The sequence below is a fragment of the Neorhizobium vignae genome (assembly GCF_000732195.1).
In the GTDB taxonomy this organism is placed as follows: domain Bacteria; phylum Pseudomonadota; class Alphaproteobacteria; order Rhizobiales; family Rhizobiaceae; genus Neorhizobium; species Neorhizobium vignae.
In genome coordinates this window covers 58429-81835 of sequence record NZ_JNNU01000015.1, presented here as the reverse complement: position 1 = coordinate 81835, position 23407 = coordinate 58429, and the positions used below count along the sequence as shown (strand labels likewise).

General features: G+C 63.0%; 19 protein-coding genes. 13 read left to right on the top strand and 6 right to left on the bottom strand.

What is annotated here, in order from left to right; all coding sequences use genetic code 11:
• Window positions 1–42: 42 nt before the first annotated feature.
• Window positions 43–1335, bottom strand: a complete 1293-nt coding sequence (rhaI, locus tag GQ59_RS23305; RefSeq protein WP_037085853.1) for an L-rhamnose catabolism isomerase — start codon at window positions 1333–1335, stop codon at window positions 43–45.
• A gap of 123 nt (window positions 1336–1458) precedes the next feature.
• Complete coding sequence (locus GQ59_RS23300; RefSeq protein WP_037085736.1) at window positions 1459–3555, bottom strand: bifunctional rhamnulose-1-phosphate aldolase/short-chain dehydrogenase; 2097 nt, start codon at window positions 3553–3555, stop codon at window positions 1459–1461.
• Window positions 3556–3755: 200 nt separating this feature from the next.
• Here GQ59_RS23300 and GQ59_RS23295 point away from each other — a divergent pair, with 200 nt between their 5' ends.
• From GQ59_RS23295 to GQ59_RS23265, 7 genes are all read left to right on the top strand, one after another.
• The gene (locus GQ59_RS23295) at window positions 3756–4571 is read left to right on the top strand and encodes a DeoR/GlpR family DNA-binding transcription regulator (RefSeq protein WP_037085734.1); all 816 of its coding nucleotides are present in this window, start codon (window positions 3756–3758) and stop codon (window positions 4569–4571) included.
• Window positions 4572–4620: 49 nt separating this feature from the next.
• Window positions 4621–5616, top strand: a complete 996-nt coding sequence (rhaS, locus tag GQ59_RS23290; protein ID WP_037085732.1) for a rhamnose ABC transporter substrate-binding protein — start codon at window positions 4621–4623, stop codon at window positions 5614–5616.
• A 301-nt stretch (window positions 5617–5917) separates the two neighbouring features.
• Window positions 5918–7402 carry a sugar ABC transporter ATP-binding protein gene (locus GQ59_RS23285; RefSeq protein WP_152564436.1) on the top strand — a complete coding sequence of 495 codons (1485 nt, stop codon included), beginning with the start codon at window positions 5918–5920 and terminating at the stop codon, window positions 7400–7402.
• A 10-nt stretch (window positions 7403–7412) separates the two neighbouring features.
• On the top strand, window positions 7413–8402 hold the full coding sequence (locus GQ59_RS23280) for an ABC transporter permease (protein ID WP_037085728.1): 990 nt from the start codon (window positions 7413–7415) through the stop codon (window positions 8400–8402).
• On the top strand, window positions 8399–9397 hold the full coding sequence (locus tag GQ59_RS23275; RefSeq protein WP_037085726.1) for an ABC transporter permease: 999 nt from the start codon (window positions 8399–8401) through the stop codon (window positions 9395–9397). Before GQ59_RS23280 ends, GQ59_RS23275 begins: the two co-directional genes overlap by 4 nt.
• Window positions 9397–9717: an L-rhamnose mutarotase gene (gene rhaM / locus GQ59_RS23270; RefSeq protein WP_037085724.1), complete on the top strand. Its 321-nt coding sequence runs from the start codon at window positions 9397–9399 to the stop codon at window positions 9715–9717. Before GQ59_RS23275 ends, rhaM begins: the two co-directional genes overlap by 1 nt.
• Entirely contained in the window at window positions 9714–11087 is a 1374-nt protein-coding gene (locus tag GQ59_RS23265) for an FGGY-family carbohydrate kinase (RefSeq protein ID WP_037085722.1), read from the top strand. The genes rhaM and GQ59_RS23265 overlap by 4 nt, the downstream gene beginning before the upstream one ends.
• Here GQ59_RS23265 and GQ59_RS23260 read toward each other — a convergent pair whose 3' ends face one another.
• From GQ59_RS23260 to GQ59_RS23245, 4 genes are all read right to left on the bottom strand, one after another.
• On the bottom strand, window positions 11088–11858 hold the full coding sequence (locus GQ59_RS23260; RefSeq protein WP_037085720.1) for a FadR/GntR family transcriptional regulator: 771 nt from the start codon (window positions 11856–11858) through the stop codon (window positions 11088–11090).
• Between the two features lie 18 nt (window positions 11859–11876).
• On the bottom strand, window positions 11877–13268 hold the full coding sequence (locus GQ59_RS23255; protein ID WP_037085850.1) for an FAD-binding oxidoreductase: 1392 nt from the start codon (window positions 13266–13268) through the stop codon (window positions 11877–11879).
• A 215-nt stretch (window positions 13269–13483) separates the two neighbouring features.
• Window positions 13484–15058, bottom strand: a complete 1575-nt coding sequence (locus GQ59_RS23250; protein WP_051904158.1) for a hydantoinase/oxoprolinase N-terminal domain-containing protein — start codon at window positions 15056–15058, stop codon at window positions 13484–13486.
• The gene (locus GQ59_RS23245; RefSeq protein WP_037085718.1) at window positions 15055–16134 is read right to left on the bottom strand and encodes an S-methyl thiohydantoin desulfurase family protein; all 1080 of its coding nucleotides are present in this window, start codon (window positions 16132–16134) and stop codon (window positions 15055–15057) included. The genes GQ59_RS23250 and GQ59_RS23245 overlap by 4 nt, the downstream gene beginning before the upstream one ends.
• A 145-nt stretch (window positions 16135–16279) precedes the next feature.
• On the opposite strand from GQ59_RS23245, the gene GQ59_RS23240 reads away from it, so the two are divergent.
• The 6 genes from GQ59_RS23240 to GQ59_RS23215 all read left to right on the top strand — a co-directional run bounded on the left by GQ59_RS23240 (window position 16280) and on the right by GQ59_RS23215 (window position 23401).
• Window positions 16280–17236 carry an AroM family protein gene (locus GQ59_RS23240; protein WP_007756813.1) on the top strand — a complete coding sequence of 319 codons (957 nt, stop codon included), beginning with the start codon at window positions 16280–16282 and terminating at the stop codon, window positions 17234–17236.
• A 174-nt stretch (window positions 17237–17410) separates the two neighbouring features.
• Window positions 17411–18091, top strand: coding sequence for an AroM family protein (locus GQ59_RS23235; RefSeq protein ID WP_037085716.1), 681 nt, complete (start codon window positions 17411–17413; stop codon window positions 18089–18091).
• A gap of 33 nt (window positions 18092–18124) precedes the next feature.
• A complete protein-coding gene (locus tag GQ59_RS23230) occupies window positions 18125–19717 on the top strand; it encodes an ABC transporter substrate-binding protein (RefSeq protein WP_037085714.1) in 1593 nt (530 codons plus the stop codon).
• Window positions 19718–19824: 107 nt separating this feature from the next.
• A complete protein-coding gene (locus tag GQ59_RS23225) occupies window positions 19825–20832 on the top strand; it encodes an ABC transporter permease (protein ID WP_037085712.1) in 1008 nt (335 codons plus the stop codon).
• On the top strand, window positions 20832–21743 hold the full coding sequence (locus GQ59_RS23220; protein WP_037085710.1) for an ABC transporter permease: 912 nt from the start codon (window positions 20832–20834) through the stop codon (window positions 21741–21743). Before GQ59_RS23225 ends, GQ59_RS23220 begins: the two co-directional genes overlap by 1 nt.
• Window positions 21740–23401 (top strand): ABC transporter ATP-binding protein, encoded by a 1662-nt coding sequence (locus GQ59_RS23215; protein WP_051904157.1) that lies wholly within the window; start codon window positions 21740–21742, stop codon window positions 23399–23401. The genes GQ59_RS23220 and GQ59_RS23215 overlap by 4 nt, the downstream gene beginning before the upstream one ends.
• The last annotated feature ends 6 nt before the right edge of the window (window positions 23402–23407 follow it).

Below are 23407 nucleotides of genomic sequence, written 5' to 3'. Positions count from 1 at the left end.
CCGGCGGACCTCATCCGCCGGCATCATTACAGGCTGGAGGGGTCAGATGATCCCACCGCCGCCGCTGATCGAAACCGGCCGTTCGAGCGCGACCCTTTTGCGATATCCGCTGGCGCGATAGGCCCCGACCGGATCGATCGCTCCGCCGGAGCGGCGGCGAGCCTCTGCCAGGATCGGTTCGACATCGGTGCGATAGGCACGTTTCAGCGTCTCGGACGCCATCAGCGCATCGTTTTCCTGCTGGAACCCGTCAAGCGCTCCTCGATCAACCAATAGAGCCTGCGCATAGGCGCGGCGAATTTCGTTGGCGCTGGAAATCAGGCTCTCGATCGGATCGGTGACGTTGTGCGACTGGTCGATCATATGCGCGGGGCGGAAATCCCTGATCCCACGATGTTCGGCATCCACCAGTTCGTTGAAGACGAGGAAGAGGCGGTATGGCTCGATCGCACCGGCATCGAGGTCGTCGTCGCCATATTTGGAATCGTTGAAGTGAAAGCCGCCGAGCTTTCCGAACTGGATGAGGCGGGCGACGATCATTTCGATATTGGTGTTCGGCGCGTGGTGCCCGAGATCGACGAGGCAGAAGGCTTTCGGCCCCAGCGTATTGGCGATCAGGTAGTTCGTGCCCCAATCCTGCACCACTGTCGAATAGAAGGCGGGCTCGTACATCTTGTGCTCGGAGAAAAGCCGCCAATCGTCCGGCAGCGCCTTGTAGATCTCCGCCATTGAAGCGAGATAGCGCTCGAACACCCGCGTGAAATGGCTCTGGCCCGGAAAGTTGGAGCCGTCGCCGATCCACACCGTCAGCGCCTTGGAGCCGATCGCCTTGCCGATCTCGATACATTCGAGATTGTGCTCGATCGCCTGGGCGCGCGTTGCGGCATCCGTATGGCTGAGCGAACCGTATTTGTAGGAATGCGCCTGCCCCGGCGCATCGGAGAATGTGTTGGAATTCATGGCATCGAAACCGAGGCCCAGCGCATCGCCCTTGGCGCGCAGTTCCTTGGCATCCGCCTTGTCCCAGGGGATATGCAGCGAAACGGTGGGCGTCGCCCGCGTCAGCTGGTGAATGACGGCGCAATCATCGAGCTTGTCGAAAATGCCGCGTGGCTCGCCTTGGCCTGGAAAGCGGGCGAAGCGTGTACCACCGGTTCCGACACCCCAGGAGGGCACGGCGACAAAGAACTTTTCGACCTCTCTGGTGATCGTCTCGATATCGACGCCACGCCGCGACAGGTTTTCGCCAAGCGCGTCGTAATCGGATTTGAGCGCTGCTGCGCGCTTGCCGTTTTCTTCGGAAATGACGTCCGCGGCGATCTTCAATTCAGGCATGTGTTCCTCCACCAAAGCCTCAAGCTTCGGCATTCTCCACCCTCATTCCTGTGACAAGCACAGGAATGAGGGTGGAGAATGCCGTTCCCATATCATTCCATTCAGCCAACGCGTCTGGCAAACTCAGCGCGTAAAGCTCTGCGCGTTGCCGGCATCCACATTGATGATATTGCCTGTCGACTTGGCGGATGCATCGCTGGCGAGGAAATAGATCGCCTCGGCAATATCCTCCGGGAAGACATTGAGCTTGAGCAGCGACCGCTTGCGGTAGTGCTCCTCCAGGTCGTCCACCTCGATCTTTGACGAGGCCGCCCGCTGTTCGCGCCATTCGCCGTTCCAGATCTTCGATCCGCGCAGCACGGCGTCCGGATTGACCGTATTGACGCGGATGCCGGCCTCGGCGCCCTCGAGCGCCAGGCAGCGGGCGAGATGAATTTCGGCAGCCTTGGCGGTGCAATAGGCCGACGCATTCGGAGAAGAGGCAAGCCCGTTCTTGGACGCAACAAAGACGACGTTGCCGCCGAGCTTCTGGCGCCGGAACAACCGGAAGGCCTCACGCGAAACGAGGAAATAACCCGTCGCCAGAATGTCGATATTCTTGCTCCACATGGCAAGCGTGGTTTCCTCGACCGGCGCGGATGACGCGATCCCGGCATTCGAGACGAGGATGTCCACGCCGCCGAATTCGACACAGGCCTCGGCAAACGCGGTGATCACCGCATCCTCGGTCGTCACGTCGAGCAGGACCCCGCGCACCGCATCCTTGCCGAAGGACTTTTCGAAATCTGCCCTGGTCGTGTCGAGTGCGCCGCCGTCTATGTCGGCAAGGACCACGCAGGCGCCCTCGCCCATCAGTCGGGCTGCGGTCGCCCGGCCAATGCCGCCGGCGCCGCCGGTCACGAAGGCCACTTGTCCGGCAAGGCTTTTCGGCTTCGGCATGCGCTGCAGCTTGGCCTCTTCGAGCAGCCAGTATTCGATGTCGAAGGCCTCCTGCTCCGGCAGGCCCTGATATTCGGAAACGGTGGACGCGCCGCGCATCACGTTGATGGCGTTGACATAGAACTCGCCGGCAATGCGGGCGGTCGCCTTGTCGCGCGCAAACGACAGCAGGCCAACGCCGGGGATCAGAAAGATGACCGGGTTCGGGTCGCGCATGGCGGGCGAATTGCCGTGTTTGCAGGTCTCGTAGTAGCGCGTGTAGTCGGCACGATAATCTTCGAGCGCCTTGTCGAGCGCAGCAATGACAGCATCGACATCTGGTTTCGCCGGATCGAAATCGACGATCAGCGGACGGATTTTCGTGCGCAGGAAATGGTCCGGGCAGGATGTGCCAAGCGCGCCGAGTGGCTTCAGGTGCTTGGAATTGACGAATTCCAGCACGGCGTCCTGGTCGTCGAAATGGCCGAGCTTGCGCTCCGCCCTGCCGATCCGGCCGCGGATCTCCGGCATCAGCTTTGCAACGATCGCCCGGCGTTCCGGCGCGGGCAGGCTCTTGGTCGCTGCACCACCGAAGATCGTCTTGCCTTCGGTCTCTTTGGCGAACCATTCGATCGCCTTGTTGATGATTTCGAGCGTCAGCTCGTAGCAGGCCTTGGCATCATTTGCCCAGGTGAACAGGCCATGGCTTTCCAGCACGACGCCCTTTGCCGTCGGGTTAGCCTTGACGAACGCTTCCAGATCGAGCCCGAGCTGGAAGCCCGGCCGCCGCCAGGGCAGCCAGCCGATTTCGGAACCGAAGACCTGCTGCGTCAGGTCCTTCGAGTTCCTCGAAGCCGCAATCGCGATGATCGCATCCGGGTGCATGTGGTCCACATGCGTGAACGGCACGAAACCGTGCAGCGGGGTATCGATGGAGGCGGCGCGCGGGTTGAGGTTGAAGGTGCAGTGCGGCAGGAAACCGACCATGCGGTCCTCGTCCTCGACGCCCTTGTAGATCCCTTTCAGGGCTTCCAGCTTGTCCATGTAGAGGGTGGCGAAACCGTCGAGCTTGATCGTGCCGACATCGCCGCCCGACCCCTTCACCCACATGACCTTCACTTTTTCGCCGGTCAGCGGATCGGTTTCCATCACCTTGGCCGACGTATTGCCGCCGCCGTAATTGGTGATGCGCTTGTCGGCACCGAGAAGGTTGGAGCGATAGAGCAGCTTGCCGGGCTCATCGAGCTTGGCAGCCTGGGCATCGTCCCAACGGTTTTCGAGAAGGCGGGTTTGGCCCGACATTGCTTGTCCTCCCAACGTGTTTCGGCTCACGGCGACGAGGCAGCCGCCATCTCCCTGTTACCGGTATCGCGCATTGTCACGCCGCATGTCAATCATAAACGATCATAAAGTTTCATTGTGCAGCGCAGTAAAAGCGAAATTGATCGTTTCTGATTGACAACATAAATTTTCCGGTAATAGTTGTCGCCGAGGAGGAGCCAATGCACGAACGTGAACGCCATCGCATCATCTTGAGCGCTATCCAGGAAAAGCCCGTCATCACGGTGCAGGATATCGCCGAATTGACGGAGGCATCGGAAGCGACGATCCGGCGTGACATCGCTTCCCTGCACGTTCAGGGCAAGCTCCGGCGCGTCCGGGGCGGCGCGGAAGCCATGCATCCTCCGCAGATCGGCCAGCTTTCGGCCCGATCGTTCCGGGTGTCGGAATCGGTCAATATCGACAAGAAACGTGCAATAGCCCGCCGCGCGGTCGAACTCTGCGACGAAGGCGACAGCGTCATCATCAACGGCGGCACGACCACGTTCCAGATGGTGCATTTCATGTCGGCGCGGCGCCTGCAGGTGATGACAAATTCGTTTGCTATCGCCGAACATCTGGTCAAGCATTCGAAGAACACGGTGACGATACCGGGCGGCGCGATCTATCGCGAGCAGAGCCTGATCCTGTCGCCCTTCGACAATGATGCGATCCGCAATTTTTACGCCCGGCGCATGTTCATCGGCGCGCAAGGCGTCGGCCCGCTTGGGGTGATGGAAGCCGACGCGCTGGTGATCCAAAGCGAGCAGAAGCTGATGCACCAGGCCGAGGAACTGATCGTGATGGTGGATTCATCGAAGTTTTCGCGCCGCTCGAGCCTCATCCTGTGCCCGCTCGACCGGGTGACGACCGTCATCACCGATGATGGCGTGACCGACGACGCCGCACGGATGATCGAGGACGCGGGCGTCAAGCTGATCATTGCCGGTGCCGCAGCAGCGGACATGGCCAAGGAGGATTCCTCGTCGGCCGCGTGAGGAGCGACCGGCGGGAGAAAGATCGAACTATCAACTGGGAGGACAAATCATGAAACTTGCAAAGAAACTCGCTCTCGGCGTGGCACTTGCCTTCGCCGCAATGACGACGGCGGCAACTGCCGCCGACATGAAGATCGCGCTTGTCGTCAAATCGCTCGGCAACGGCTTCTTCGAGGCGGCCAACAAGGGCGCACAGGAAGCGGCCAAGGAACTCGGCGGCGTCCAGGTCATCTATACCGGTCCGACCTCCACGACGGCCGAAGGCCAGATCGAAGTGATCAACTCGCTGATCGCTCAAGGGGTGGATGCGATTGCCATCTCCGCCAATGATCCGGATGCCGTCATCCCGGCGCTGAAAAAGGCCGCACAGCGCGGCATCAAGGTGATTTCCTGGGATTCGGCGGTGGCCAAGGAAGGCCGCATCATGCACCTGAACCCGTCTTCCAACGAGCTGATCGGTAAGATGTGCCTGACGCTCGCCAAGAACCACCTGGACGGCGGGAAGGGCGGTTTCGCCATCCTCTCGGCTACCACCACTTCGACGAACCAGAACACCTGGATTGCCGAGATGAAGAAGCAGCTCAAGGATTTCCCCGGCATGAACCTGGTGACGACAGTCTATGGTGACGACCTTGCCGACAAGTCCTATCGCGAAGCGCAAGGTCTCCTCACCTCGCAGCCGAATGTCAAGGTCATCGTCGCTCCGACGACGGTCGGCGTGCTCGCCGCGTCTCAGGCCGTCAAGGATGCCGGCAAGATCGGCCAGGTCTACGTGACCGGTCTTGGCCTGCCGTCCGAAATGGCCGGCGCCATCAAGTCTGGCGCGACCAAGGAATTCGCCATCTGGAACCCGATCGACCTCGGTTACTCGGCCACCCAGATCGCCTATCACCTCGTCAAGGGCGATACCGACGCCAAGCCCGGTTCGGCCATCAAGGCCGGTCGCATGGGCTCGATCAAGGTGGGCGACAATGGCGAGGGCGCCATGGCCGACCCTTTCGTCTATAATGCCAAGAACATCGACGAGTTCTCCAAGATCTTCTGATCTGGAGAACTCCACTTGCCGGCAGGCGCGAGCGCCCCCTCGACCGACTGCCGGCACTTTCTCCCCGCCGGGGAGAAGAAATATGTCGCGCCTTCGCTATTCCCTCCTCTCCCCTCGAGGAGAGGGTGGCCGAACGGAGCGGAGACCGGGTTGAGGGCCGCTCCAAACTCGGAACCATCGACCTTTTGCGCGCGAAAAATAACCAGACGTAATCTCAAAGACTCGTCGGAAAATGTCCCTGATGAACGGCGTTACGAAAATTCAAGACCGATCGCCCCAACCGGCACCGACGACGGAAGCAATGCCGATCCTGGAAATGCGCGGCATCAGCCAGATCTTTCCGGGCGTCAAAGCCCTGGATGGCGTCAGCATCAAGCTTTACCCCGGCCAGGTAACGGCCCTGATCGGCGAAAACGGCGCCGGCAAGTCGACGCTGGTCAAGATCCTGACCGGCATCTACCGCCCGAACGAGGGCGAGATCCTGATCGACTGCGTGCCCACCACATTCGCAAGCGCGCAGGCAGCGATCGATGCAGGCGTCACCGCCATCCATCAGGAAACCGTGCTTTTCGACGAGCTGAGCGTCGCGGAAAACATCTTTCTTGGCCATGCGCCGCGCACCCGGTTCGGCACGATCGACTGGCGGAAGATCAATTCCGGCGCCAAGGCCCTGATGCTGCAGCTCGAAAGCGAGATCGACCCGACGATCCGCCTGCGCGACCTGTCGATCGCCCAGCGCCATCTCGTGGCGATCGCCCGGGCGCTCTCGGTCGAGGCGCGGATCGTCATCATGGACGAACCGACCGCCGCCCTGTCCCGCAAGGAAATCGACGACCTCTTCCGCATCGTCGAGAACCTGAAACGCCAGGGCAAGGCGATCCTTTTCATCAGCCACAAGTTCGATGAGGTCTACGAGATCGCCGAGAATTTCGTGGTATTCCGCGACGGCCGCGCCGTCGGCCAGGGCCGGTTGAAGCAGACGCCGCAGGACGAGATCGTCCGGCTGATGGTCGGCCGCGACGTGAAGGACGTTTTCCCCAAGGTCGAGGTTGCGATCGGCGCGCCGGTCTTCCGTGTCGAAAGCTACTGCCACCCGACCGAATTCCGCGACATCTCCTTCGAGCTTCGCCGCGGCGAAATCCTTGGGCTCTACGGCTTGATCGGCGCCGGACGTTCGGAGCTCTGCCAGTCGCTGTTCGGCGTGACCCGGCCCTCCTCCGGCCGGCTGGTGCTGGAAGGCAAGCCGCTCGACATCCGCTCCTCGGGCGATGCGATCCGCGCCGGCATCGTCTACGTGCCGGAGGAACGCGGCCGCCACGGCCTGGCGCTACCCATGCCGATCTTTCAGAACATGTCGCTGCCGTCGCTCGGCAAGACATCACGCTCGGGTTTCCTGAAGGCCGCCAACGAACTGGCGCTTGCGCGAAAATATGCCGAACGGCTCGACCTGCGCGCCGCCGCTCTTTCGGTGCCGGTCGGCACCCTGTCGGGCGGCAACCAGCAGAAGGTCGTCATCGGCAAATGGCTGGCGACCCAGCCGAAGGTGATCATTCTCGACGAGCCGACCAAGGGCATCGACATCGGCTCGAAGGCCGCCGTGCACGCCTTCATCGGCGAACTCGCCGCCGAGGGCCTGTCGATCATCATGGTGTCCTCGGAGCTTCCCGAAATTCTCGGCATGTCCGACCGGGTGATGGTGATGCGCGAGGGCCTGGCCGCCGGTGTCTTCGAGCGCGAGGCCTTGAGCGCCGAAGCGCTGGTCCGCGCCGCGACCGGCAACCAGTGAGGAGAACCAGATGAACCGCCTCCTGAAGAACCGCGAAATCCTGCTTACCGTCATCATTGCCCTGATGATCGCCGGCTTTTCCACCCGCGCCCAGGGCTTTGCAGCTCCCGGTAATCTCGCCAATATCTTCAACGACACCTCAATACTGATCATCCTGGCGCTCGGCCAGATGACGGTGATCCTGACCAAATCGATCGACCTCTCGGTCGCCGCCAACCTTGCCTTCACCGGCATGGCGGTCGCCATGACCAACGCCGCCTATCCCGATCTGCCGCTCGCCCTGCTCATCGTCATGGCGATCGGCATCGGCGCCTTCCTGGGTGCGATCAACGGCTACCTCGTCTGGGCGCTGCGGATTCCGCCGATCGTCGTGACGCTCGGAACGCTGACCATCTACCGCGGCATGGCCTTCGTGCTGTCGGGCGGCGGCTGGGTGAACGCCCACCAGATGGGGCCCACCTTCCTCAACGTCCCGCGAATGCCGGTGCTCGGCCTGCCGATTCTCTCCTGGATCGCCATCCTCATCGTGCTCGGCGCCTGGTTCGTGCTGACCCGCCTGCCCTTCGGCCGGGCGGCCTATGCATCCGGCGGCAACCCGACGGCGGCGATCTATGCCGGCATCGACATCGGCTGGACGAAGTTCATCGCCTTCGTGGTGTCGGGCGCGCTCGCCGGCCTCTCCGGTTATCTCTGGGTGTCGCGTTATGCGGTCGCCTATGTGGATATCGCCGCCGGCTTCGAACTGGATACGGTCGCCGCTTGTGTCATCGGCGGCATCTCGATCGCCGGCGGCATCGGCTCGGTCGGCGGCGCCGTGCTCGGCGCGCTCTTCCTCGGAGTCATCAAGAACGCATTGCCCGTCATCGGCGTCTCACCGTTTGCCCAGATGGCGATCTCCGGCATCGTCATCGTGCTCGCCGTCGTCTTTAATGCCCGCGCCGAACGCAAGGCCGGCCGCATCATCCTGCGCGATCGGGGTGTAAAGGAGGTGTCCGCATGAGCGACGTCGTTTCCTCGAAACGGGTCATCCCCGACCGGCTCGGCAGCAAGACCTCGCGTCTCCTCGCGAGCTGGGAAGTTCTGCTCTTCGGCGTGGCGGTGCTGATCTTCGTCTTCAATTCGTTCGCCTCGCCTTACTTTCTGAATGCCTGGAACCTCTCCGACGCCACCTTCAACTTTACCGAAAAGGCGATGATCGCCTTTGCCATGGCGCTGCTCGTCATCGCCGGCGAGATCGATCTGTCAGTGGCGGCGATCATCGCGCTCGCCTCGACTGCGATGGGCGCCGCAGCCCAGGCCGGCATCGGCACGCCGGGACTGGTGGCGATCGGCATCGGCACCGGCCTTCTCTGCGGTGCGTTCAACGGCCTGCTCGTCGCCGGCCTCAAACTGCCGTCGATCGTGGTGACCATCGGCACGATGAGCCTCTTCCGCGGCATTTCCTATATCGTGCTGGGCGATCAGGCCTATGGCAAATACCCGGCAAGTTTTGCCTACTTTGGCCAGGGCTACGTCGCCTGGGTCTTTTCCTTCGAATTCGTACTGTTCCTCGTGTTTGCCGCAGCTTTCGGCATCCTCCTGCACGCCACGAATTTCGGCCGGCAAGTCTATGTGATCGGCAACAACGAGTTCGCGGCGCGCTTTTCCGGCATTCCGGTGGAACGGGTGAAGTTCATCCTGTTCCTGCTGACCGGCGTGATGGCCGGCGTGGCCTCCGTCTGCCTCACCTCCCGCCTCGGCTCGACCCGCCCTTCGATCGCGCAAGGCTGGGAGCTGGAAGTCGTCACCATGGTCGTGCTCGGCGGCGTCTCCATCCTTGGCGGTGCAGGCACGATCGCCGGCGTCGTCATCGCCGCCTTTGTCATGGGCCTCGTCACCTTCGGACTGGGCCTCCTGAACGTGCCCGGCATCGTCATGTCGATCTTCGTCGGCCTGCTCCTGATCATCACCATCGCCATCCCGATCATCGCCCGCCGCATCAAGGAAATGAGCTGATGACGCTCGAAAAGCACGCCTTCAAGATGAAACTCAATCCCGGCATGGAAGCGGAGTACCGCAAGCGCCACGACGAGATCTGGCCGGAGCTCGTGGACCTCCTGCACCAGGCAGGTGCCAGCGATTATTCCATCCATCTCGATCGCGACACCAACACGCTGTTCGGCGTTCTGACACGGCCTGCGGACCACACGATGGCCGGCCTGCCGGACCATCCGGTGATGAAGAAATGGTGGGCGCATATGGCCGACATCATGGAAACCAATCCCGACAATTCGCCGGTCCAGAGCGATCTGGTAACGGTCTTCCACCTGCCATGACCACGCCGGAAAAGATCGCCGTCCTCGATATCGGCAAGACCAATGCCAAGGTCGTCGTGCTCGATTGCACGACCGGCGAGGAGATCGCCGAAAGGCGCGCGCCGAACCGGGTTCTGCCGGGTCCACCCTATCCGCATTACGATATCGAAACGCTCTGGACCTTCGTGCTCGAAGCCCTGTCCGCCTTTGCCAAGCAACCCGGCTTCGATGCGATCTCCATCACCACCCACGGCGCATCGGCGGTGCTTCTCGATGCCGAGGGTGGACTGGCCCTGCCGGTGCTCGATTACGAGCACGAATATCCGGAAGACATCCGCAGAGCCTATCAAACGATCCGCCCGCCCTTTTCGGAAACCTTCTCGCCGTCGCTGTCCGGTGGACTGAATGTCGGCGCGCAGCTCCACTACCAGAAGACGGCGTTTCCCGAAGCCTTTGCCCGTACCCGCACCATCCTCACCTACCCGCAATATTGGGCGTTCCGGCTGACCGGCGTGACGGCAAACGAAGTCACCTCGCTCGGCTGCCACACCGATCTCTGGCGGCCGCGCGAAGGCACCTATTCCCCGCTGGTCGATACGCTCGGCATCCGCGACCTGATGGCGCCGGTCCGTTCGGCCTTCGACGCGCTCGGTCCCCTATTGCCGGACATTGCAGCCCAGATCGGCCTTTCGACACCCATCCCGGTCCATTGCGGCATCCACGATTCCAATGCCTCGCTGCTGCCGCATCTGGTGGGACGGGAACCGCCATTCGCGGTCGTCTCCACCGGCACCTGGGTCATCAATTTCGCGGTCGGCGGCGATCTCGATCATCTCGATCCCCAGCGCGACGCACTTGCCAATGTCGACGCCTATAGCCGCGCCGTGCCCTCGAGCCGTTTCATGGGCGGCCGCGAGTTCGAGACGCTGACGGCGGAACTCGGCGCACTTTCGCCGGAAGCTGCCCTTGCAGCCGTGCCGGATGTCATCGAAAGTGGCCTGATGCTGTTGCCGAACATTGCCGCCGGCTCCGGCCCCTTCCCCGGCCGCGAACGGCAATGGATCAACGACACCACTGCCTCGACCGACCAGCGCTGGGCGGCAGCCTGTCTCTATCTCGCGCTGATGACGGAGACCTGTCTGGACCTCATCGGCTCCAAGGGACCGGTTCTGGTCGAAGGCCCTTTCTCCGCCAATCTGGCCTATCTTCAGGCGTTGACGGCTCTGCTCGGCCGCCAGGTGGTCGCCCTCCCCGGCTCGACCGGCACCAGCCAGGGCGCAGCACTTCTGGCCGGCATTTCGCCGAACACCAAGCCCGGCCGCTCCGTGCCCGCGCCGTCCTGGGACGTTGCTGCCTATCGCACCGCCTGGCACGAAACGCTGGGGCGTTGATCAGCCCGCGGTGGCCCGCCTACGGTTGCGGCGAAGGCGCCGCCCGGTCTGTTCCTCAAGCGCATTTTCCAGAATGCCGAGACGCCTTTCGGTGATCTCGGCGATCTGCGCCGGATCGCCGGATTCGATCGCCTGCATCATGGTCTCGACCAGTTCGAGCGACAGCGCGAGATCGGCCCGCGTATGCAGCGTCCCGCGCCGCATCGGCTCGACCCATTGCAGCAGCAGTTCCATCAGTTCCAGGACGAGGCTGTTACGGGTCGCCTGCGCCAGGGCGAGGTCGAACCGCATCGAAGCGATGATGATCGAGTTGATATGCTCCGGGCTACTCCTGGTCACCTCCGGCGGCGGCAACGCATCCCGGCCGAACCGAATCGCCTCCCGCATCCGGTCGAAATCGACATCCTCGGCATATTGCGAGGCGATCTGCGCCACCCAGGGCAGGATCAGCCGGCGCACCTCGATCGCCTCGTCGATATCCCCCGGCCGCATGTCCGGCCTCGACACGATCAGGTCGAGCGGCACGATCTCGCTGCTGACGAACGTGCCGCCGCCGGCGCCCGGCTTGACGGTGAGGATGTTAGCCTCGACCAGCAGCTTCACCGCCTCGCGCACGGTCGGGCGGCTCACCTGCATCTGCTCGGCGATGCTGCGCTCGGAAGGAAGGCGGGAACCGAGCCGGAAAAACCCGGTCCTGATGGCATCGGCAAGCCGGCGCGCCACCTCTTCATTCGGAAGCAGCAGTTTGACGGGCTGGAAATGTCTATTCACCGGCGCCTCCTATCCCGCTCAGACGGAAAGCACTTTGCCGGTATTCAGAATGTTGTTGGGATCGAGCGCCAGCTTGATGCGCGCCATCAGCGCCAGCTCCTCCGGCGTGCGCGACAGCTTGAGATAGGGCTTCTTCAGGAGGCCGATCCCGTGTTCGGCGGAAATCGTGCCGCCTTCGCGCGCAATCGAACCGAACACCAGTTCGGTGATCTCCTTATGCGGCTGGTCGCTGCCGGAAGACGGGATGTTGCAGACGAGATGCAGGTTGCTGTCGCCGATATGGCCATAGCTGAGCGCGATCGCGTCCGGCCAGCGGGCTTTCATCGCGGCCTCGATCTCGTCCACCACCCGGCCGGCAGCACTGGTCGGCAGGCCGACGTCGAAGGCGGTCAGCGGCCCCATCAGCTTGCCGTATTCCGACACGCTTTCGCGCACCGCCCAGAGGTCCCTGGTCTCGCGCTCCGAGGATGGCAGGACCGCATCGGAAACCCAGCCGGCTTCCAGCGCATCCGACAGCACCTGCTCCAGCAGCGCCCGGTTTTCTTCGGCATTGCGCCCGCCGGTTTCGATCAGCACATAGATCCCGTGCGGCTCCTTGAAGGCGCGGCGCAGGTCAGGAAGCTTACCCGTCATGAAGTCGTAAAAGCTCGGCCACATCACCTCGAACGAGGTCAGCGCCGAGCCCATGCCCTGGCGGGCGCTCTTCAGGAGCTCCAGAAGCGACGGAAAATCCGGGCAGCCACAGAAGGCGCTGGCAAGCTCCGCGGGTTTCGCCTGCAGCCGCAGCACGGCGCGGGTGATGACGCCCAGCGTGCCTTCCGAACCGATGAACAGCTGCTTGAGGTCGTAGCCCGCATTGTTCTTCAGCATCTTGTTCAGCGATGTGACGATCGTGCCGTCCGGCAGCACCACTTCAAGGCCCAGCACGTGTTCGCGCGCCATGCCGAACCGGATGACGCGATTGCCGCCGGCATTGGTGGCGAGATTGCCGCCGATGACGCAGGAATCGCGGGCTCCGAGATCGAGCCCGAAGAACAGCCCCGCCTCTTCCGCCTTCGCCTGGATGACGCTCAGCGGCGTGCCCGCCAGAACCGTCATCGTCGCCATCACCGTGTCGACTTCCTCGATGCCGTTCATGCGGTCGAGCGACAGCGCAACGCCATTTTCGATGGGCCGCGCACCGCCGGCAAGACCGGTCAACCCGCCCTGGGGCACGACCGGCACCTTGAACTCGTTGCAGAGACGCAGCGTTGCGGAGACCTGCTCCGTCGTGCGCGGCCGCACCAGGGCCAGCGGCACGACCGGAGAAAGGCCGCCCCAATCGTTGTGGAAGCGGACAGGAATATCCTCACCGAAAAAGACATCGGGAGCGAGTTCGCGCTGGAGTGTCTGGATGAATTCATGGGTCATGAAAAGCGTCACCTCTGGAGGCCATCGATAAAGGTAAGCTTAACTGCCACTTTCGGTAAAATAAATATACCTATCGATTTTTATCTAGGAAGAGCGCGGTGGAGCGCATAGCCGCCATCGACACCGAGACTTGCAGAATTCCGGGCAGCCCAAAATGAAATCGGCGGACTGGCAACAAGCCAGCCCGCCGATTCTCCCTGGGAGGAGATTTGGGTTCAGCGCACGGCCCCGGCCACGCGCTTCTGTTCGTCCTTCATGAAGGCGATGTCGCCGACCACGCGCACCCGCACCCGCCGGGAGTCACCCGGCAGATAGGCGATCGGAATATCTTCCGTGTCGAGCGTCACGATCGTACCGGCGCTGGCACCCGCTTCGACGGCGCGGGCGCGGGCAATGCGCTCGGCCTCGGCGATCGCCTTTTCGCGCGACATGCCGGAAAACACCTGGTCCACTTCGCCGGACACCTGCGCCATCGCCGCGCCGAGCGCGTTCGCCACGCCGGCATGTTCGACGCGCAGCACTTCGCTCGCACCTTTGAGCTTTTCCGGGATCAGGAAGGCACCCCCGCCGACAGCGATCAGCTGGACACCTTCGGCCGAAGTCTTCATCCGGTCGACGCCGTCTTCCACCATCGCCTCGACACGCTTCAGGAGGTCGGCCACCAGCGCCTTGTCGAGATGCTTGACCCGGTCGCGGTCGCCGATCTCGACGAGGCCGGCGGCAACCGCCACATCCGTCGTCGTCAGCGTATCGCCGCCGAAGACCAGCGCCTTTTCGGTGATCCGATAACCGACCGAACGTGGACCGATCTTGCGGGTTTCCGGATCGATGATCGTGCCGCCGCCGAGCGCCATCGGCAGCAGGTCCGGCATCCGGAACAGCGTGCGCACGCCGCCGACTTCGACGACATTGTTCGCCTCGCGCGGAAAACCGCCGACCAGGCAGCCGACATCCGAGGTGGTGCCGCCGACGTCGATAACCATGGCCTCCTTGAGACCGGTCAGGAACGCAGCGCCGCGCATCGAATTGGTCGGGCCGGAGGCGAAGCTGTAGACCGGGTTGGCGGCAGCGACATCCGCCAGCACCACCGTACCGTCGTTCTGGGTCAGATAAAATGGAGCGTCGATGCCGGCCTGTTTCAGCGCGTCCTTGAAGGCATCGATCGTCTTGCGGCCGAGACCCTGCAGCGCAGCGTTCAGCAGCGTGACGTTCTCGCGTTCCAGAAGGCCGATGCGGCCGAGCGTATGGGACAGCGTGATGCGCGCATTCGGGATGATCGAGCGAACGATCTCCGCCGCTTCCAGCTCGCATTCCGCCGTCAGCGGCGAAAAGAGCGCCGTAATACCGATCGAATCGACGCCCGCATCGCGGATCTTCATTGCCGCGTCGCGGATTTCATCCTTTGCAAGCGGCACCAGCGGACGGCCGTCGTATTCATGGCCACCATGCACCATGAAGGAGAGCGGATCGACGGCGTCGCGCAGCTCGTCCGGCCAGTCGACCATCGGCGGCAGTGAAGCGCCGGCCGGCATGGCGATGCGGATCGCCGCGACGCGATCGAGACGGGCGCGCTCGACCACCGCATTGGTGAAATGCGTCGTGCCGATCATCACCGCGTCAACCGGTGCCGAACCCGGCGCCTGCGAGGAGACCACATGGCCGATCGCATTGACCACGCCCTGCATCACGTCCGACGTGGTGGGAAACTTGATGGCCGAGAGAACCTTCTCGCCATCGATGAGCACGGCATCCGTATTGGTGCCGCCGACGTCAATTCCGATCCGCTTCATGCTGCAAACACCGATTTGAAATCCAGGTCATATCCGAAGGCGCGCGGGCCCACGTGTTCGAGGCCCTTGGCGCTGGTCAGCACGTCAGGCGCCGGCAGTGCCACGACCGTGACGCGCTGGCCGTACCGCACCGTCTCGGTGCCGATCGCCTCTCCCGAGACGGTATCGAGCAGGCAGATCAGGTCCGGCGTCATGGCGATCGGCTGGCCGTCGCGGAAAGCGACCGCCCATTCGTTCTGGAAGGCGAGCTCGACCTTCGAGCCGCGATCACCGTCGAGACCCTCGATCATCGCCGAACCACGCAGGAAGCCGCCCGTCGTGGTGCGGTCGACATCGGCGATCTTGCCCTTGAACAGCACCTTGCCGCCTTCATGGGCGAGCACGGCCTCGACCGGATCCGTGTGGGCGGCGCGGGCCTCAAGCACGGCGCGGCCGAGGCTGACCGCCTTGGTGACCGTGTAGAGCACGCCCCAGTCCTTGACTTCCCGGCCGGTGCGCGGCGCCTTGCAGGTCGCCGCCGTCGAGCCGACTTCGGTGCAGATCTTGCGGGAAATCCGTTCCATCCACTTCCAGGAGGCAGCCTTGGCGACGATCGCCTCGTTGTCGCGGCAATCGACCAGCGTCAGCGGATACATCGGCAGGTCGCCGATCGCAAAGCTCGTCATCTGCGCTTCCGGATAGGCACGGCCCATCGCGTCCGCATCGACGACCGGAATGTCCAGCATGGCGCCGGCCAGAAACGGCGACAGCGCATTGCCGCCGCCGATCTCGACGCTCATCACGGCGCGGAACTTGCGGCCGGTATATTCTTCCATCAGCTGCATGGCCCGGGCGAGATGCGCGGGGTCGACGAGGCGCTCTTGGCCGACCAGCGGCGCACCCATCTTGGAGACGACCGCGACGGCATCGCCGTCGTCGAGCGCCTGGGGATCGATGAGCTTGACGCGCTTGCCGTCCTTGTAGAGCTTTTTCAGGTTGAGCTGCGCCAGATAGGGGCTGCCGCCGCCGCCGGTGCCGAGAATCCAGGCGCCAACGGCAAGCGGGTCGATCTCGCCCGCTTCGAAATCACGGATCATGTTTACCTCCGAAGAATGTGCTAGAACCTAGCCATGAGTGACGAAGGATGCCTATAGGGGACTGCCCCTAGAATGAGCTTGCCTTGATTTTAGGCATGCCCGGCATCATCATGGTTGGACGATCGAAAGGACCGATTCCCTGCACATGTCGAAGAGCCCCTATGCGCTGGCCCCGACCTCGCCGGAAGGTGCGGAACCGCACCACCGGGTGATGTTTCTGAGCGTCGGCCAGACGCCGCGTGCCGATCTCATCGGGGACATGCTGACCAATCTCGACGTGCCGATCGAAGCGCTTGAAATCGGCGCGCTGGACGGGCTTTCCAAGGCAGAAATCGATGATCTGAAAGTGCGTCCGGGGGAACAGAGCATCGTCACCCGGCTTGCCGACAATACCGATATCGTCGTGTCCAAACCACGTATCGCCGAGCGCATGGCAAAGATCGCCGCCGCTTTCCAGCCCAACGAATTCGATCTGGTCGTCATCCTCTCGACCGGCCTGTTCCGCGATTTCGAAAGCACCTGCCCGACGGTCAACGCCCAGCGCGCCATGGAATCGGCGGTGATTTCGCTTGCCGCGCACGGCGCTTCCGTTGGCCTCATCCAGCCGCTGCAGCAGCAGATAGCCGAACTCGATATCCCCGCGCTGGCGCCTTACAAGATCTGCGCCAGCTACGCCGCCGATGGCGACCGCAAACTGCTGGCCGGCGCGCTGGTCGATCTCGCCGATGCGGAGATCATCGTCCTCAATTCCGTGAGTTTCACGGAGGCCGACCGGCAGATGGTGGCCAAGGCGAGCGGCAAGCCCGTGGTTCTCGCCCGCCGCATCGTCGCAAGCGCCATCCGGCTTCTCCTGCATCGTTCGCAGCCGGTGACGCTGCCGGGCGTCTCGCCGGAATTTGCGGAAAAGCTTCTTCGCCTGACGCCGCGCGAGCGACAGGTCCTGTCGCTTGTCGCCGAAGGTCTTTCCAACAAGGCGATCGCCCGCCAGCTCGGCATCAGCCCGAAGACCGTCGAGATCCACCGCTCGAACGTCATGAGCAAGATGGAAGTCACCTCGTCCAATGCGCTCATCCGCATGGTCATCTCCGCCGGCCATCCCTGATCGAAAATAAGTGCATTCGCGCAAGAAAATTGCGTCAAAAGACCTGTCTGCCTAAAAATTGGTCGCCTTGACCATGTCAGAATCATGTCGTTCTAGGGGCATTACCCTATAGTGAAGCCGCGCTTCCGAGCGTTAGGCTCCGTTCCATAGTGCCATGCAGGGAACGATGAGAGCATGCCTTCCACATCCAAGATCGCCTTCGTGACCATCGGCCAGACGCCGCGTATCGACCTTGTTCCGGAAATGATGGCCGAGATCGGCATCGGCCTGCCGGAAGGTCGCCTCGAGTTCCGTGAATTCGGCGTGCTCGACGGCATGGACCCGGCTGAACTGGACGCGATGCGCGCCGTGGATGGCGAACATTCCTTTGCCACGCGTCTCAAGAGCGGCGAGGAAATCGTCACCTCCAAGGCCCGGACCGAAGAGAAACTCAACGTCCTCCTGAAGACGATCGATGCGCAAGGCTTCGACCTTGTCGTTCTCCTCTGCACCGGCACCCGGATCGATCCGCTCGAAAACACGCTGGTCGTCGAAGCCCAGCGGATCGTCGATTCGACCGTCGAGGCGCTCGCCGCCTCCTCGCGCAAGCTCGGCGTCATCCTGCCACTCGAACGGCAGGTCAAGGATTTCGCCGATCGCCACGTCTTCAGCGGCGAGCCCAAATTCGTGGCCGCCTCGCCCTATGCCGGCGACGATATGGGTGAGCGGGCGAAGACGCTCGAAGGCTGCGACCTCATCGTCATGCATTGCATGGGTTATTCCGCCGGGATGCTGGACGAGGTGCGCCGCGCCGTCGATGCCCCAGTCCTGTTGTCGCGCCGCGTCGTCGCGGGCGTCGTCCGCCAGATGATCTGATTACCGAGCCACATTAAAAACAGAGGGAACCACATGTTCGGAAAAATCCTGAAAAACGTTGCGGTCGCGGGGCTGCTCGCCTCTTCGATCCTCGCCGCGCCCGCCGACGCCTTCGAGCGTACCGACAAGGGCAATGTCATCGTCTTCGGCGGTCGCCAGGCCATCCCGGTCCTCGATCCGCACATCCGCTACGACTGGTCGACGCGCATGATCCAGCAGTCGGTCTATGACGCCCTGGTCAAGTACGAAGGCAACCCGGCCGAGATCAAGCCATGGCTCGCCGAAAAGTGGGAAACCAGCGCCGATGGCAAGAGCTGGACCTTCCACCTCGCCAAGAACGCCAAATTCCACAACGGCGATCCGGTGACCGCCGAAGCCGTGCGCTACTCCTTCGAGCGCGGCCTGAAGCTCAACAAGGGCGTCGCCTGGATGCTCAAGGACTTCCTCGCGCCGGAAAACATCGTCGCCGTCGATGCCAACACCGTCCGCTTCGACCTCAGGGCGCCCTACGCACCATTCCTGTCCTTCCTGCCCTGGTGGTTCGTTGTCAACCCGGCTGAGGTGAAGGCCCACGAGGTGGATGGCGACTACGGCCAGAAGTGGCTGACCGACCATGCCGCCGGCTCCGGCCCGTTCAAGCTCGGCCGCTGGGAACCGAACGTTCTTTATGAGATCGAAGCGAATGCTGGCTACTGGAAGGGCTGGCCGCAGGGCGAAAAGAACCGCCCGGCCGGCGTCATCTACAAGATCATCCGCGAACCTGCCGCCCAGAAGGCTGCCCTGCAGCGCGGCGAAGCCGATATCGTCGAAGGTCTGACGCCGGACGACTATATCCAGATCAAGCGCGTCCCCGGCGTGGTCATCCAGGACCACAAGGGCATGACCACTTTCGGGATCAAGTTCAACACCCAGAAGGGTCCGACAGCCGACATCAACCTGCGCAAGGCGATCGCCTATGCGCTCGACTACGATGCGCTGATCCAGATCTATAACGGCGCCGCCTCGCTCGAGACCAGCCCGCTGCCGGACGCCATGAAGGGCCATGTCGCCGTTCCCGGCATGCCACGCAAGGATCTCGCCAAGGCGAAGGAATACCTGGCAAAATCGGCTTATCCGAACGGCGGCATAACCCTGCCTTATGTCCATGTCGCAGGCCTCGAAGAAGCCCGCCGCATCGGCCTCGTTCTGCTCGACAACCTGAAGGAACTCGGCATCACCGTCGAGGTCAAGCCGGAACAGTGGCCAAACATGGTCGCCGCCGGTTCCAAGGTCGAGACCTCGCCGGCCATGACCTCGGTATTCACGACGCCGGTTTCGACCGACCCGGATGCCGTCGCCTACCAGTACCACAAGGCGAGCTGGGGCCAGTATTACGCGATGATGTTCTACGACAATCCGAAGGTTTCGGAGATGATCGACCAGGCCCGCGCCGCCACCAACTGGGACGACCGCGCCAAGCTCTATGCCGACATCCAGAAGCAGATCGTCGCCGACCAGCCGGAAGTCTTCGGCATGCTCCAGAACCGCCGCTGGGCGCATCGCGACTATCTGCAGGGCTTCAAGTTCAGCCCGGTCCGCTTCACCGGCGAGGTCGATCTTTACCCGATGTGGGTGAAGGCCGAATAGAAACTGGCTTGCGTCCCCTCCTGCAGCCAGCATGATGCGCATGGCCAGGCCATCCCAACCGGCCGGGCCATGCGCAGTTTTTTAGAAGATAGCCACCGGAGAAGACGATGTTGGCATTCGCCTTCCGCAAAGTGCTGACGCTGGTCGGAACCATGATCGGCATTGCGGCACTTACCTTCGTCATCACCAACGTCGCGCCGGGCGATCCGGCCCGCCTGGTCGCCGGCCCCAATGCGACCGAGGACATGGTGACGACCATCCGCACCGAATACGGCCTCGACAAGTCGCTTCCCGAGCAGTTCGTCGTCTATATGGGCGACCTCATGACCGGCGATCTCGGCCAGTCGATCGTCACCACAAGACCGGTGCTGGAAGAAGTGCTGCGTTATGCGCCGGCAACCCTGGAACTGGTCTTCGTCGCCATGGCCATCGGCATCATCGTCGGCGTGCCGCTCGGCATGCTGTCGGCCGTCTACAAGGACGGCCCGATCGACCATATCACCCGCATCTTCTCGATCTCGGGCGTCGCGCTGCCGGCCTTCTGGTTCGGCATCATCCTGCAGCTGACATTTGCGGTCGATCTCGGCTGGTTGCCGGTCTCCGGCCGCCTGCCGCTGGTCACCCGCCCGCCGGAAACGGTCACCGGCCTGCTGCTCGTCGACAGCCTGCTCGCCGGCCGGCTGGATACGTTCTGGACGGCGCTGCGGCACATCATCCTCCCGGCGATCGTGCTCTCCTTCCCCTGCCTCGCCTCGATCCTGCGCGTCAACCGCGCCGAGATGATCGAGGTGCTGCAGTCCGACTATATCGTCGCCGCACGCGCCCACGGCATCGCTTCGTTCCGCATCGTCGCCATCTATGCGCTGAAGAACGCGCTGCTGCCGACGCTTGCAATGATCGGCCTGCGCTTCGGCTGGATGCTCGGCTCCACCGTGCTCGTCGAAACCGTCTTCGACTGGCCGGGTATCGGCCTCTATGCCGTCTCTTCGGCGCTTTCATCGGATTTCAAGCCCGTCATCGGCGTCACGCTGGTGATCGGCTTCTTCTTCATCGTCGCCAACACCCTCGTCGATCTCGCCTATGCGTGGATCGATCCCCGCCTCAGGAGCGCCTGATGACGACGCCCGTGGAACTCTCCCGGCCCCTCACCTTCCGCGAACGGCATGAAAGCAAGATCCGCCAGTGGCGGCTCTATGCGCATATGTTCGGCAAGAGCTTTTCCTCCATGCTCGGCCTCGGCCTGGTCGTGCTCTTCCTGTTGCTTGCAGCCCTGGGGCCTTGGCTTGCGCCCTATCCGGAAGACACCGTCGGCGCCTTCAACATGGCCAACAAGCTGATGGGGCCAACCGCCGCCCACTGGTTCGGCACCGACGAAATGGGCAGCGACATCCTTTCGCGCGTCATCATCGGCGCCCGCACCTCGCTGTGGATCGGCCTGATCATCACCGGCGTCGGCGCCATCATCGGCGTGCCGCTCGGCATCATCGCCGGGTATCGCGGTGGCTGGGTGCGCGCCGTCATCATGCGCATCACTGAACTCTTCCTCGCCGTGCCGGGACTGGCCCTTGCCCTGGCGATCGTCGCGGCGCTCGGCCCCGGCATCACCAACTGCGTGGTCGCCTTGTCGCTCGTCTGGTGGCCGGGTTACGTGCGCCTCGTGGAGGCGAAGACGCTTTCCGTCAAGGAAGAACTGTTCGTTGAATCGGCCCGCTCGATCGGCGCCAAAACGCCCTGGATCCTCTGGCATCACATCCTGCCGAACTGCATGTCGCCGATCATCGTCAAGATGAGCATGGACATGGGCATGGCGATCCTGTCGGCCGCCAGCCTCGGCTTCATCGGTCTCGGCGCCCAGCCGCCGGCGCCCGAATGGGGGGCGATGATTTCGGTCGCCCGCACCTACATGCCGGACTGGTGGTGGTACTCGCTCTTCCCGGGTGCCGCAATCTTCCTGACCGTGCTCGGCTTCAACCTTCTGGGCGACGGCCTGCGCGACATTCTCGATCCCCGGAGCCGCGACCGATGACCGGACCTCTTCTCGACATCCACAACTACCGGCTCGACATCGCCACGTTCGACGGCCCGGTGCATGTGCTGAAAGACATCAACCTGACCGTCAATCGCGGCGATACGCTCGGCATCGTCGGCGAAAGCGGTTCCGGCAAGACGGTGCTGGTGCGCTCCGTGCTCGGCATCGGCCCGAAGGCATCGAAAGTGGTCGAAGGCAAGATCGCCTTCGACGGACAGGACATCACCGCGCTCCCCGAAAAGGACTGGACGAAGATCCGCGGCATCCGCATCTCGATGATCTTCCAGGATCCGATGACCTATCTGAACCCGCTCTTCACGATCGGGCAGCAAATCTCCGACGTCATCGCCGCCCATGAAAAGGCGGGGGGCCACGGCGTTTCCTCGAAGGCCGCCCGCCGCACCCGCACCGAGGACCTGCTCGACCAGGTCGGCCTGCCGAACCCGAGCATGCTGTTCGACCAGTATCCGCACCAGCTTTCCGGCGGCATGCGCCAGCGGGTGCTGATCGCCATGGCGCTGTCCGGCAAACCGGACCTGCTGATCGCCGACGAACCGACGACCGCGCTCGACGTCACGGTCCAGGCTCAGGTGCTCGACCTCATCAATTCGCTGGTCGAGAAGCTCAACCTCACCGTCATCATGATCAGCCACGATATCGGCGCCATCGCCACGATCGCGAAGCGCTGCGCGGTCATGTACAAGGGCGAGATCGTCGAACAGGGCCTGACGGCGGATATCCTGAGCGCCCCCAAGCACGAATATACGAAACGGCTGCTCGCCGCCGTGCCGGACATCGATACCGCGGCAACCAAGGTAGCTGCCCAACCGGCGATCGCAGAGCCGGCGAAACCCGGCGTGCTTCTGGAAGCGATCGACCTCAAGAAAGTCTACCGCAGCCAGTCCGGCACCGAAGTGACGGCGGTCAACAGCATCAACCTCTCGGTCGCGACCGGCGAAATCTTCGGCGTGGTCGGCGAATCCGGTTCAGGAAAGTCGACGCTGGCGCGCATGCTGCTGCGCCTCATCGAGCCGACCTCCGGCGACATCATATTCGACGGCCGTAACATTTCCGGCCTGACCGGCGAACCGCTGCGATTGATGCGCCGGCACATGCAGTTCGTCTTCCAGAACCCGCATTCGGCGCTCAACGGCCGTCACACGATCGGCGACGCAATCGGCGAACCGTTACGCATCCAGACAAGCATGAGCCGACGCGATATCGAGGCGCGCGTCGAAGCGCTGCTCGACATCGTCCAGCTGCCGAAAATGTTCAAGTATCGCTACCCGCACGAACTGTCCGGCGGCCAGAAGCAGCGCATCTGCATCGCCCGCGCCATCGCCCTCAATCCGCGCCTGCTGATCCTCGACGAACCGACCTCGGCGCTCGACATCTCGGTACAGGCGCAGGTGCTCGATTTCCTGCAGGAATTGCGCGCCGAACTCGACCTCACCTATGTCTTCATCTCGCACAATCTCGCCGTCATCCGCCAGATCTGCGACCGGACCATCGTGATGAAACGGGGCGAGATCGTCGAACAGGGCGAAACGGAAACCCTCTTCCTGTCGCCTCAGCACGAATACACCAAGGCGCTGATCGAAAGCGGACGCAAGACCTCGCGGGCAGCGAACCTCTCGGCTCCCGCCGTCTCGTGACGGTAG